13 protein-coding genes are annotated in these 12,182 nt (G+C 63.3%); 7 read left to right on the forward strand and 6 right to left on the reverse strand.

Annotation, left to right across the window (positions count from 1 at the left end; genetic code table 11):
• The first annotated feature begins 7 nt into the window (after positions 1-7).
• The 3 genes from F3J10_RS02755 to F3J10_RS02765 all read left to right on the forward strand — a co-directional run bounded on the left by F3J10_RS02755 (position 8) and on the right by F3J10_RS02765 (position 4,006).
• Positions 8-1,153 carry a hybrid-cluster NAD(P)-dependent oxidoreductase gene (locus tag F3J10_RS02755; protein WP_167240902.1) on the forward strand — a complete coding sequence of 382 codons (1,146 nt, stop codon included), beginning with the start codon at positions 8-10 and terminating at the stop codon, positions 1,151-1,153.
• A 159-nt stretch (positions 1,154-1,312) separates the two neighbouring features.
• The gene (locus F3J10_RS02760) at positions 1,313-2,179 is read left to right on the forward strand and encodes a glycine betaine ABC transporter substrate-binding protein (protein WP_025099100.1); all 867 of its coding nucleotides are present in this window, start codon (positions 1,313-1,315) and stop codon (positions 2,177-2,179) included.
• A gap of 174 nt (positions 2,180-2,353) precedes the next feature.
• Positions 2,354-4,006: an APC family permease gene (locus F3J10_RS02765; protein ID WP_167240904.1), complete on the forward strand. Its 1,653-nt coding sequence runs from the start codon at positions 2,354-2,356 to the stop codon at positions 4,004-4,006.
• A 39-nt stretch (positions 4,007-4,045) separates the two neighbouring features.
• Here the strand turns inward: F3J10_RS02765 and F3J10_RS02770 are convergent, their stop codons facing one another.
• From F3J10_RS02770 to F3J10_RS02780, 3 genes are all read right to left on the reverse strand, one after another.
• The gene (locus tag F3J10_RS02770) at positions 4,046-4,408 is read right to left on the reverse strand and encodes a NirD/YgiW/YdeI family stress tolerance protein (RefSeq protein WP_166911444.1); all 363 of its coding nucleotides are present in this window, start codon (positions 4,406-4,408) and stop codon (positions 4,046-4,048) included.
• A 173-nt stretch (positions 4,409-4,581) separates the two neighbouring features.
• Positions 4,582-4,800: a hypothetical protein gene (locus F3J10_RS02775; RefSeq protein ID WP_167240906.1), complete on the reverse strand. Its 219-nt coding sequence runs from the start codon at positions 4,798-4,800 to the stop codon at positions 4,582-4,584.
• Positions 4,797-5,207, reverse strand: a complete 411-nt coding sequence (locus tag F3J10_RS02780) for a hypothetical protein (protein ID WP_240155338.1) — start codon at positions 5,205-5,207, stop codon at positions 4,797-4,799. The genes F3J10_RS02775 and F3J10_RS02780 overlap by 4 nt, the downstream gene beginning before the upstream one ends.
• Positions 5,208-5,442: 235 nt before the next feature.
• Between F3J10_RS02780 and F3J10_RS02785 the strand changes: the two genes are divergently transcribed.
• Positions 5,443-5,697, forward strand: a complete 255-nt coding sequence (locus F3J10_RS02785) for an Imm74 family immunity protein (RefSeq protein ID WP_167240910.1) — start codon at positions 5,443-5,445, stop codon at positions 5,695-5,697.
• Positions 5,698-5,728: 31 nt separating this feature from the next.
• Here F3J10_RS02785 and F3J10_RS02790 read toward each other — a convergent pair whose 3' ends face one another.
• Positions 5,729-6,613, reverse strand: coding sequence for an SDR family oxidoreductase (locus tag F3J10_RS02790; RefSeq protein WP_167240912.1), 885 nt, complete (start codon positions 6,611-6,613; stop codon positions 5,729-5,731).
• 105 nt (positions 6,614-6,718) lie between these two features.
• On the opposite strand from F3J10_RS02790, the gene F3J10_RS02795 reads away from it, so the two are divergent.
• The gene (locus F3J10_RS02795) at positions 6,719-7,138 is read left to right on the forward strand and encodes a helix-turn-helix domain-containing protein (protein ID WP_025099104.1); all 420 of its coding nucleotides are present in this window, start codon (positions 6,719-6,721) and stop codon (positions 7,136-7,138) included.
• On the opposite strand, the gene F3J10_RS02800 is transcribed toward F3J10_RS02795, so the two are convergent.
• Complete coding sequence (locus F3J10_RS02800; protein WP_167240914.1) at positions 7,081-8,070, reverse strand: LysR family transcriptional regulator; 990 nt, start codon at positions 8,068-8,070, stop codon at positions 7,081-7,083. The genes F3J10_RS02795 and F3J10_RS02800 overlap by 58 nt on opposite strands.
• A 113-nt stretch (positions 8,071-8,183) precedes the next feature.
• Here F3J10_RS02800 and F3J10_RS02805 point away from each other — a divergent pair, with 113 nt between their 5' ends.
• The gene (locus F3J10_RS02805; RefSeq protein WP_167240916.1) at positions 8,184-8,996 is read left to right on the forward strand and encodes an alpha/beta hydrolase; all 813 of its coding nucleotides are present in this window, start codon (positions 8,184-8,186) and stop codon (positions 8,994-8,996) included.
• A gap of 27 nt (positions 8,997-9,023) precedes the next feature.
• Here F3J10_RS02805 and F3J10_RS02810 read toward each other — a convergent pair whose 3' ends face one another.
• Positions 9,024-9,311, reverse strand: coding sequence for a hypothetical protein (locus F3J10_RS02810; protein WP_167240918.1), 288 nt, complete (start codon positions 9,309-9,311; stop codon positions 9,024-9,026).
• Between the two features lie 347 nt (positions 9,312-9,658).
• Between F3J10_RS02810 and F3J10_RS02815 the strand changes: the two genes are divergently transcribed.
• Positions 9,659-12,157, forward strand: a complete 2,499-nt coding sequence (locus F3J10_RS02815; RefSeq protein WP_240155340.1) for an alkaline phosphatase family protein — start codon at positions 9,659-9,661, stop codon at positions 12,155-12,157.
• The last annotated feature ends 25 nt before the right edge of the window (positions 12,158-12,182 follow it).

The following is a 12,182-nucleotide window of genomic DNA, read 5'->3' on the forward strand; positions in this document are numbered from 1 at the left end:
GCAAGACATGATGCGAGATGCCGCGAACTTCGAACCGGTGGACAGCCGCGTGACGCAGCCCGAATTCTGGCGCGCCGTGCCGGAACGCTGGACGAGCGACGTCGAGGAAACGCTGATCTGCTGCCACGTGCGGCAGGAAACGCACGACGTGAAGAGCTTCTTCTTCCGCTCGCCCTCGGGCCGCTCGTTCGCCTTCGAGCCGGGCCAGTTCGTCACGCTCGAGCTCGACATCGACGGCGAGACCATCAACCGCTGCTACACCATCTCGTCCTCGCCGGCGCGGCCGCATACGCTGTCGATCACGGTCAAGCGCGTGCCGGGCGGCAAGGTCTCGAACTGGCTGCACGACAACCTGCTGGCCGGCGCGCAGGTGCGCGTTCTCGGCCCGGCCGGCGAATTCACCTGCGCGCGGCATCCGGCGCGCAAGTACCTGTTCCTCTCGGCCGGCTCCGGCATCACGCCGCTGATGTCGATGAGCCGTGCGCATCACGATCTCGCCGAGGATCGCGACATCGTGTTCGTGCACAGCGCGCGCACGCCCGAGGACATCATCTTCTCGCGCGAGCTGGACCTGATCGCCGCCAACCAGGCCAATTTCCGCACCTCGTTCGTCTGCGAGCGGATCGGCACGCGTACCAACTGGCACGGCGTGACGGGTTACCTCTCGCTGCCGCTGCTCAAGCTGATCGCGCCGGATTTCATGGAACGCGAGATCTTCACCTGCGGGCCGGCGCCCTATATGAAGGCCGTGCGCGACCTGCTCGACGAAGCCGGTTTTGATCGCAAGCAGTATCACGAGGAAAGCTTCTCGTTCGAGACGCTGCTCGACGAGGCCGCGCCCGAAGTGGTGGAGACGCTGGTGGAGGAGGGCGTGCCGGTGCCCGATACCACGCACTACACGGTGAGCTTCGCCAAGAGCCGCCGCGAGATCAGTTGCGGCGCCGACCAGCACGTGCTCGAGGCCGCGCGCCAGGCCGGCGTGCGCCTGCCTTCGTCGTGCTCCCAGGGCATGTGCGGCACCTGCAAGGTCAAGCTCGTGTCGGGCCAGGTGGAGATGAAGCACAACGGCGGCATCCGCCAGCGCGAGATCGACCAGGGCATGGTGCTGCTGTGCTGCAGCAAGCCCTTGTCGGATCTGGTGGTCGACAAGTAAGGCACTGGTCGGAGCAATACCGCGGGAAATCCGGCGCGTCGCGTATGAGCAAGGACGTGTCGGAAAACGACGATACCGGGGAATTGTGGTTACGGAACCTAGAGAGACCCCATAGAGCAACGCTACGGATTGCTCAGGACCACCCCAAGGAGATCGACCATGAATTTCATCGGAAAGCTGGCTTGGTGCGGCGCCTTCGCGGCGCTGCTGACGGCCGTGGCGCCCGCGGCAGTCGCCGATACCAAGCCGACCATCAAGATCGGCTATGTGGAAGGCTGGGATGACAGCGTCGGCACCTCGAACGTGGCCGCGCAGATCATCGAGAAGAAGCTGGGTTACCCGGTGCAGCTGGTGCCGGTGGCGGCCGGCGTGATGTGGCAGGGCGTGGCGCGCGGCGACCTCGATGCGACGCTGTCGGCTTGGCTGCCGGTGACGCACGGCGCGTACTGGGATCAGTTCAAGAGCAAGGTGGTCGATCTCGGCGTGAACTACCCGGGCGCGAAAATCGGCCTGATCGTGCCGACCTACGTGAAGGCCAAGAGCATCGCCGACCTCGAGGGCGAGAAGGCCGACTTCGCCGGCCGCATCGTCGGCATCGATGCCGGCGCCGGCGTGATGCGCAAGGCCGATGACGCGATCAAGGCCTATGGCCTGTCGTACAACCTGATGGCGAGTTCGGGCAGCGCGATGACGGCCGAGCTGGCGCGGGCCGAGAACGCGAAGAAGCCGATCATCGTGACGGGCTGGGTGCCGCACTGGATGTTCGCGAAGTGGGACCTGCGCTTCCTCGACGATCCGAAGAAGGTGTTCGGCGAAGCAGAGCACGTGGACAGCGTCGCGAATCCGAACCTGGAAACCAAGGCGAAACCGGTGGTGGCCTTCCTGAAGAAGTTCCAGTGGAAGCCGGGCGAACTCGATGCGGTGATGCTGGCGATCCAGGGCGGAGCGAAGCCCGATGCGGCCGCCGAGCAGTGGATTTCGCAGCACGGTGACCGCGTCAAGAGCTGGACCGACGGCGCGCAATAAGCCGACGAGACTGGCAGAAAGATAACAACATTCAAGATAACGAAGTAAAAAATGCCCGTCCGATCGATGGTCGGACGGGCATTGTTTTGCTCGAAAAACCGCATATTTCCAGGCATTTTGTGAAAAGCTTGTTACACTATGCCGCTTGTGCGGACTCTTACTAGGAGGTTCTGGATGAGTCAAGCAGGACTGCGCGCGCGCAGCACCAGCGAGGTCGACAAGACCATCTCACATGCAGAAGAAGGCCGCTCACTGCATCGCGGCCTCAGTTGGAAGGATGCATTCTGGGTCACCAGCGGCGTACCGGCAGGTGTGCTGTTCACGATCGGCGGCGTGTGCGCCACGATCGGCCAGCCCGCGTGGGCCATATGGATTGGCGCAATCACGATGGGCCTGTTGCAAAGCGCGACTTATGCGGAAATATCGGGGCTATTTCCACATAAATCGGGCGGCGCGTCCGTGTACGGCGCGATTGGTTGGGTACGCTACGGCAAGCTGATCGCCCCGGTTTCGGTGTGGTGCAACTGGCTGGCCTGGTCCCCGATGCTGGCGCTCGGCTGCGGCCTGGCCGCGAGCTATGCGCTCACCTCCCTGTTCCCCGCCGATGCCGCGATCCAGCACTGGCAACTGACCATCGCCAATCTCGGCTTCATCAAGCCTGGGCTCACGCTGCGCATCAACGCGACCTTCGTGATCGCCACGATCCTGCTGCTGATCACGTTCCGGCTCCAGCACAGCGGGGCGTCGAAGGCTGCCAAGACGCAGCGCATTCTCGGTATCGCATCGCTCACGCCCTTGCTGATCGTCGGTATCGTTCCGTTCGTGACGGGCGATGTGCCGATGTCGCATCTCTTGCCGCTGCTCCCGCTCGGGCACGATGCGCAGGGCAATCTCACCGCGGCGACGTTCGGCAGTTGGAACGGGCAGGGCGTGGTGATGGCGCTCGGCGCGATGTTCATGGCCGGCTGGGCTTCCTACGGCTTCGAGACGGCGGTCTGTTACACGCGTGAATTCAAGGATCCGGCGCGCGATACCGCCAAGGCGATCTTCTGGTCCGGCGCGCTGTGCCTGATCGTGATGACCCTGGTGCCGATGGCCTTCCAGGGCGCGCTCGGCACCAGCGCGATGCTCGATCCGAAGATCGGCGACGGCACCGGCGTGGCCGCCGCGATGGCGAAGATGGTGGGCGGCGGTGCCTGGGTGGCCAATGCCATCGTCGTGATGCTGATGCTGTCGATCCTGCTGATCGTGATGACTTCGATGATGGGTTCGTCGCGCACGCTGTACCAGGCTTCGGTCGATGGCTGGCTGCCGCGTTACCTCTCGCATGTGAACGAGCACGGTTCGCCGACGCGCGCGATGTGGACCGACCTCGGCTTCAACCTCGTGTTGCTGATGATGTCGGACTACATGACGGTGCTGTCGATCTCGAACGTCTGCTACATGATCTTCGTGTTCCTGAATTTGCAATCCGGCTGGATCCATCGCATGGATCGCGGCGAGTGGAAGCGGCCGTTCAAGTGCCCGACCTGGTTGCTGGTGGCGGGCTCGATCTGCGGCTACCTGAACCTCGTTTATGTGGGCGCGGGTGCGAACCTGCAAGGCGATGGCACGCTGCGCAATGGTCTGATCGCGATGCTGCTGATCGTGCCGGTGTTCCTCTATCGCCATTACTGGCAGGATCGCGGACGGTTCCCGAAGCAGATGCAGAAGGATATGGAGCTGGCGGTGCCGCGACGGCATCCTGTCCATGAGATGCTGCCTTATGCGGCGCTGATCGCGGCGGCGCTGACGATCGCGGTGTCCTACTACCTGGCCTGGCATTGATGAAAAAGCGGAGCCTTCGGGCTCCGCTTTTTGTTTGGGTCAGCGCAATACCTCCACATGATCGGCGTCGACCTTGGCGTGGCCCCAGCCCTTGCGCTCGAACTTGCCGAATATCTTCACTTCGTTCTTCTCGTTGACGGGCTTGCCCGGTACCCAGCGCCAGATCTTGTCGTCGATCTCGAGTTGGATCGTGCCGGTCGAGTCGGCGAATTCGTAGTCTTCCCCGCCGAGATGGCGGACGATGCGGCCTTGCAGTTGCACCGGCTGGTCGTGCCGGCCGTTTGCGAGGATTTCCTTCACGGTGGTGGCGATGTTCGCGGAAGGGCCGGCGTACTGGGCGTGGACGGTGGGGGCCAGCAGGCTGGCGAGGGTGACCGTCATGATTCGGGCGAAGTGCTTCATGATCTTCTTCCTGTTCCTGGATGGCTGTTGCGCCGCGGATGCCGCATCGCAGGCGACGGCCGGTGTTTGGGAAACGGAAGGTTAAGCAGATCGGGAAGGGACGTCGAAGCGGCACGGCGCCACAGCGGGCTGGTAGGAGAAGAGGCCGGGGGAGTGAAATGGAAACGCGCGGCTCAGTTGCGTGGACGTGATGCCGGGCGTTTGTTCGAATCGTGTCCGAGGTTGCGAAGCTGTTTGCGAAGGCGGAGGTTGTCGGCGAATATCGTGGCGAAGGCGATGATTGTTGCGATCGGGAAAAACCATTCACCCGAGTAATGAAGCAGCACCCACGCGACAGCAGAGATGACCAGCGCCGTTGCGATCAATGTGATTTTGTCGATGATCCAGTTCATGCGTTTGCCCTTGCCCCAGCGAGGCGTGCCCGAAATGCAAAGATGTGGCTGCTGGTGAAGATTTCCGGATGCTGTACGAGGACACGATACACGATCGGGGGTATGAAAATTCCTCTTCCGGCAGCCCATTGTCGTGCGTGTGATGCCGCAGCCACCGTGTTTGTGCATGAAACCGAGGCGCCTGTTGCAACCATCAAACTACCAATAATTGCGCCTGCGTAGTAGCTTGCTGACAAGGCCGAAATGACAGCCAGCAACTCGAGCTTGGTTGTCGCACCGATAATCTCACCAATGGTCGCATCAGCCCCAAGCTTGCCGATAGCACCCAGGATCGTTGCGAGGGTCCCGGCTGCCGTCTGTTGTGCAGAGAAAAGACTGGCTGGAGCTGGCAGTCCCAGTGCATCCATGTTGTCCTTGAACACATTGTAGAACGTTGTGCATGACGCCATTTTTTGTCCTCGACGAGCGGTTGTCCCGGCGGTGCATCACGGTTTTTCTGCGGATGCCGCATCGCAGGCAACGGCCGGTGTTTGGGAAACGGAAGATTAAGCAGATCGGCGAGGGACGTCGAAGCGGCACGGCGCCACAGCGAACCGTGTGAGAGGATGCGGCGAGATAATTACCGAGTTTCAGAGGTGGGACATGACGTTCACGGTCACCCGTGTTTCCCGAGGCGAGATCCTTTTGAACGATGACGCATGGAATGTCCGAGTGTCGGGTGAAGGCCTGCTGCCATCGAAGCCCGGTGAGCCAGCATTCGTCGTGTACCTGGACTCGATGAACAGCATCGACATGCAAGGAAAATCGGCGCCGACAAGCGACGCCGTTCGTCACGAGATCATCGAGTCAATCAGGCTTTATTTTTCAACGCGCGGCATGCAGGTGGTATTCGAGTAAGCATCCATTGGCTGTGCTCGCAGGAAGGCATTCAGCCCAGGTAGCTGGCCTTGTCCTCTTGCAGATAATCGCCGAGCCGTTTTGCGGGTCGACCGATCAGCGATTCCAGATGATCGGTGACGATGGAGAGATTGCCGGCGCGGATTTCCGCCTCGATCGACGCCAAGACAGCAACAAACACGGCAGGAACGCCGGCCGCGTTCAATCCGGCTGTGAATTGCTCGTCATTCACCTTCACCACGTCGAGCGGCTTGCCCGTGGCGCGACGCGCCAGCTCGGCGATTTCCTCGCGAGTTAGCGCCTCGGAGCCGGTGAGCGTGTAGACCCGGCTATCGATGCTCGGGCCGGCCAGCGCCACGGCAATCGCTTCGGCGATTTCCTCTCGCGCCGCATAGGACGTTCTCCCACCTTCCGCCGCCGAATGCCAATGCCCGCTCTTCAATGCGGCGGGCAGCGACATCAGCAGATTCTGGTGGTACCAGCCGTTGCGGAAGATCAGGTACGACAAACCCGTTGCCTTGATGGCTCGTTCGGTCTCCAGATGATCGTGAGCGAAGCTCAGCAAGGAACTGTCCGGATTGAATTGCGAGGTATAGGCGAGGCGCTGAACCCCGGCCGCTGCCGCCGCCGAGACCGCATTGCGATGTTGCTTCAGCCGCGCGCCAGCTTCTTCCAGGGCATCCGTCGAGATGATGAAAGCGGTGCTTACACCCTTGAAAGCTTCGATCAAGCCCTGGTGGTCTTCAAAGTCCGCCTTGCGAACCTCGATTCCCGAAGCCGCCAGATCGGCAAGCTTCCCGGGGTTGCGGGAACCCGCGATGATGCGGGCCGGCGTCACGCCGCGCACCAGCAGATGCTGGATGACGAGGCGGCCGAGATGGCCGGATGCGCCGGTGACGAAAATGGTGTCGTTCATGGACTGACCTTATTCCGAGTGTTAGTCTCATTTCGAGAGTGACTCGATCATCGGGCCTCCCTGCGTCCCCGTAAAGAAGGCAGTTTTTGAGGAGATAGTTACCAAATGGGAACCACCGAGATGCCGGCATGCCCGATCAAGGCGCGGCTGGAAAAGGCGCGGGCCAAGTATCCGCTGTGGGCGAATTGCCCGGTGCGCGACGTCATGGATGTGATCAATGGGCGATGGAGTTCGCTGCTGATGATGGCACTGGCCGAGAAGCCGCATCGATTCGGCGAGCTTCGCCGCCTGGTGCCCGATATTTCGCAGCGCATGCTCACGCAGACGCTTCGCGATCTGCAACGAGACGGCTATGTCTATCGCGAGGTGTTTCCCACCAAACCGCCGAGCGTCGAATATGGCCTCACCGACTTCGGTCGCTCGATGTTCGCGGCGCTCAACGTGCTGATCCAGTGGGCCGACGGCAATCACGCCGAGGTGACGGCCGCGCGCCTGCGTTTCGATGGCGAGAGCGAGGCGGCATGAGCCGTGCCTCGGGCCGCCCGCCTTGCGCTCCGATCCCAAGGCGGCTCGTCGCCAAACGCTTCGGCGAGGTAATCGACGAAGCGGCGCACCTTGAGCGGGATGCGTCGCGCGCTCGGATACACCGCCTGGATCGCCAGCTCGGTGGCGCGATAGGCGGGCAGCAGCGCCACCAACTCGCCGCGCCGAAGATGCTCGCCGAACACGAAGCTCGGGCCATAGGCGATGCCGGCGCCGGCCAACGCGGCGGATAGCAGCATTTGCGTGTTGTTGGCCGCGATCCGGCAAGGGCCGTCGATCACATGAGCGCGATTCCTCGAATCGAACAAGGTCCAGTCGCCGGCGGAGACGGCCTCGCTGAACGCCAGCCGCGGCGCCTGGCGCAGGTCGCGAGGCGTGCGCGGCGTGCCGTGTCGTTCGAGGTAGGCCGGTGATGCACATACCACCATCCGGCAAGGCGCAATCCGCCGAACGACGAGCGCGGGATCGTCCAGCCTCCCGACCCGGATCGCCACGTCGATGCCGGCATCGAGCAGGTCGACATAGCGGTCGCCGAGCGTGACCTCCACGTTCACGTCGGGATGGTCTTCCAGATAGCGCGCCGTTACTTCGCCGAGATGCATCGCGCCGAACGTGACGGGCGCCGCGATACGCAGCACGCCGCGCGCCTTGCCCTGCGAATCGCGGGCTTCCCGATTGGCATCGTCGAAGGCTTCGAGGATCTGCTTGCTGCGCTCGTAGTAGGTCTGGCCCGCGTCGGTCAGGCTCAGGCGTCGCGTGGTTCGCTGCAGCAGCCGCGCGTTCAATTGCGCCTCGATCGCGCTCACATGCTTGCCGGCCATCGCCGGCGAAAGCCCGAAACGGCGCGCGGCGGCCGCCAGGCTGCCTTCTTCCACCGCGGCGACGAACACGGCGAGGCTTGTCAGTCGGTCCATTTCCTGTTCCTCATTCGATAGCACGATTATCGACTGTCGATACGCTATCGCCAATTATCGAATGAAAGACTCGGATCTACGATGGCGTCACATCACCGAGAAGGAGTATCTGGATGGACATCGAAACCAATGGCACGCGCATCCACGTCAAGCAGCAGGGCAATGGGGAACTGGCGCTGGTGTGCCTGCACTATTACGGCGGCTCGTCGCGGACGTGGGATGCGGTAGCTACGGAGTTGGCGGACCGCTATCGAATCGTCGCTACCGATCATCGAGGCTGGGGCGACTCCGCGGCGCCGATGGACGGTTACCGCATCGGCGATCTTGCTGCCGATGCGGAAGGTGTCATCGACGCGTTGGGTTTGCAGCGCTATGTGTTGGTGGGGCATTCGATGGGCGGCAAGGTCGCTCAACTGATGGCATCGCGTCGGCCGCGTGGGCTGGAGGGCCTGGTGCTGGTTGCTCCGTCGCCGCCGTCGCCAACCATGCTTCCCGAGGAGCAACGCGCGATGCTGGCGGGTGCGTATCAATCGCGCGAATCGGTCGAGTTCGTCATCGACCACGTGCTCACCGCGAGGAAACTGGATGCCGCCCGGCGCGAGCAGGTGATCGAAGACAGCCTCAAGGGCGCGCCGCAGGCCAAGGCCGCTTGGCCGAATGTGGCGATGCTCGAGGATATTACCGAGGCAGTGCCGTCGATCGATGTGCCCACCATCGTCATCTCCGGCGAGCGCGATCAAGTGGATCCCATCGCCACGCTGCAAGTTGAGTTGCTGCCACGTATTCCGCAGGCGGTCATGCATGTCGTGCCGGGAGTGGGGCACTTGTTGCCGCTCGAAGCGCCGGCGGAGCTTGCGCGGATAGTTGGTCGATTCGTGGACGGAGCGGGGATGAAGGGAGACGAGCGGCGCTCAATATGGTGTTGATCTTTCGAAGATGCTGATGTTTGGCCGTCAAGTGCGCGCGCGACGGGCCCGCAAGCGTGTAATGGCTACGTTTGCGAGCCAGACGACGATGCCGGCGACAGCAATCGAGATGATCAGTATTGCCAGCATAGCGAGCACTTCCATGTCATCTGGGTTGGCCAGTTCATCATGGCCGGCCGCGTTGAGAAGAAAGAGGAGGCCGTCGTTCAGCAGGTCAGGCATCTCGATTGGCAGGCATGCCGCGAGATTGGCGAGCAGCCATCCGCCCACCAAGGTCGCGCCGATATTCAACGCAATCTTTCCAAATTTCTTCATTTCACTTCGACCGTGCCATGGGCTTTGAGGCTTGCCCCTGGCACTGGGAGGTCAGCTCTTTCGGAAACCGAAGATTAGGCAAGCTGGTTTGTTCTGTCGAAGCGGTACAGCGCCACATTGGTGGCTGATGATCGGCTGAATGCCGAGAATCTTTCCCGATCCATATCGATTCGTATCGACTGCGGAAGTAGGTGTTTCGTAATAATTCCACCTGCATTTCCCCATCCCCCTACACAAAGCTGTCACGCATCTCCCCCACCATTCAGCGGCAAACGCTTTCCCCCAAGCTACCGCGAGCAATAGACACCGGAACACGGTGCGGTTGGCGACCCAAACGACGAGACCCCATGAGCCCACGCATCTCCACGCTTGCTTGCGCAGCGACGCTGCTGTTCCTGGCCGCTTGCGGCAGTTCCGACGGCACGAACTCCTCGCCGGCTTCCACGGCCGCCAGCCTGAACCTGTCCGGCGTGGTAGCCGCCGGCGCGCCTGTCGTGGGCGTAGCCGTCACCGTCACCGACAGCACGGGCAAATCCACCAACGCCGGCGTGACCGACGCGCAAGGCAAGTTCACCGCCGCCGTCAGCGGCACGCCGCCCTTCGTGCTGACGGCGCCGTTCAACGACGTAGACGGCAGTCCCGCCACGCTGTCGGCCGTGATCGATCCGGCCGCGAACGGCACGGGCAGCCCGGCCGCCGCGGTAGCGAACCTGAACCCACTCACCTCGCTGCAGACGCAGCGCGTGCTCGGCCTGGTGCCGAGCGGCGCGCCCAGCGCCGCGCAGATCGGCGCGGCCAAGATCACGCAGGCCAGCATCGCCCAGGCCGGTGCGGACGTGACCAGCGCGCTGCAGCCGCTGTTTACCGCCTTCGGCGTGTCGGCCAACGCGGCCAGCAACCCGATCAGCGACGGCACCTACGTGGCGAACGCCAGCAACCCGCTGGACAACCTGTTCGACATCGCGCATTTCAACGTGCACACCGGCAGCATCGCGGTGGGCGCCGACGCGAGCCGCGCCACCGTCACAATTCCCGTCACGGGCGCGACCTCCGGCCCGGTGCCGGCGGCCGCCGTGGCGTCGGCGCTGGCGCTCAGCAACGGCCCGACCACCACGCCGATCCAGCACGTGATCGTGGTGGTGGGCGAGAACCAGACCTTCGACGGCCTGTTCGGCGGCTACGTCGCGCCGAGCGGCCAGACCGTGAAGAACCTGCTGTCGCAAGGCATCATCAACGCGGACGGCTCGCCCGGCCCGAACTTCGCACTTGCTCAGCAGAGCCAGGGCGCCACGCAGACGGCCTACACGCTGCAGCCCACGCGCGCGAGCGCTTACACGACGCTGCCGCAGCCGGAGCAGATCGGCATCGTCAACCTGCAGACCTTTGCCACCGGCACCGGCGTGGCGGACACGCGCTTCCCGGCGAACCTGCCGAACGGCCCGTTCCAGATCAGCAAGTACGTGCCCTACGCGCAGGAGATCACGCAGCTCGAGCCGTTCGGCCTGACGCTGTTCACGATGACGGGCGACCCGGTGCACCGCTTCTTCCAGATGTGGCAGCAGACGGGCGGCGACAACAGCAAGCACGACATGTTCACCTGGGTGGCCACGACGGTGGGCCAGGGCGGCGACACCAGCGGCATCACGCCGAGCAACCCGTCGCAAGGCGGCGAGCTGATGGGCTTCATGAACATGTCCACCGGCGACGCGCCGTACTTCCAGTCGCTCGCGCAGACCTACGCGATCAGCGACAACTACCACCAGTCGATCATGGGTGGCACGGGCGCGAACTTCTTCTCGATCGCGACCGCCGATTCGCCGTTCTTCAACAACGCAGGCGCCGTGGCCACGCCGCCCGCGAACCAGATCGAAAACCCGAACCCGATGTCGGGCACGCCGAACTTCTACACGCAGGACGGTTATGAAGGCGGCTCCTACGTGAACTGCTCCGACGCGAGCCAGCCGGGCGTGAAGCCGATCCTCGACTACCTCGCCGCCAGGCACGTGGCCGCCAACTGCGACGCGGGCAAGTACTACCTGGTCAACAACTACAATCCGGGCTACGACCTGAACGGCAACGTGCAGCCGATCGGCCCGAACAACTTCAACTATCCGCCGCAGACGGTGCCGACCATCGCCGAGGCGCTGGCCGCGAAGAACGTGTCGTGGAAGTGGTATACGGGCGGGCGCGAGTCGGGCGACCTGACAGGCGAGACGCAATTGCTCGAGACCGTCGACAGTCTGCCGCAGGCGCAGGCTGCCGCCGCGGCGCAGTCCACGCAGTACAACAACATCGGCGATCCGCTGGTGGCCTCGCAGAAGGTGATGACCACCGCTTCGCTGCGTTCGAACCTGGTCGGCCTGACCACCTTCAACAACGACGTGAAGAACGGCACGCTGCCGGCGGTATCGTTCGTGGTGCCGAAGAACCTGGACAGCGGCCACCCCGGCTACTCGGCGCCGGCGACCTACGAGACTTTCCTGAAGACGCTGATCGGCAACGTGCAGGCGAACCCGACGCTGTGGGCGCATACCGCGATCGTGATCACCACCGACGAGGGCGGCGGCCACTTCGATTCCGGCGCGATCCAGAACCTCGACTTCTTCGGCGATGGCCCGCGGATCCCGATGCTGGTGGTGTCGCCCTACGCGCGCAAGGGCGCGGTCGATCACACCTATGCCGATCACGGTTCGGTGCTGAAGTTCATCGAGCGCAACTGGCGCCTGCAACCGCTTTCCGCGCGCAGCCGTGACCGCCTGCCGAACCCGGTCGGCACCGCGCAAAGCGTCTACCTGCCCGTCAACACCACCTCGATCGGCGATCTGATGTCGATGTTCAGCTTCTGATGGAGAAAGCGTCGACGCGGGCCGT

The organism is Burkholderia sp. Cy-637 (genome assembly GCF_011753175.1).
GTDB lineage: Bacteria > Pseudomonadota > Gammaproteobacteria > Burkholderiales > Burkholderiaceae > Burkholderia > Burkholderia gladioli.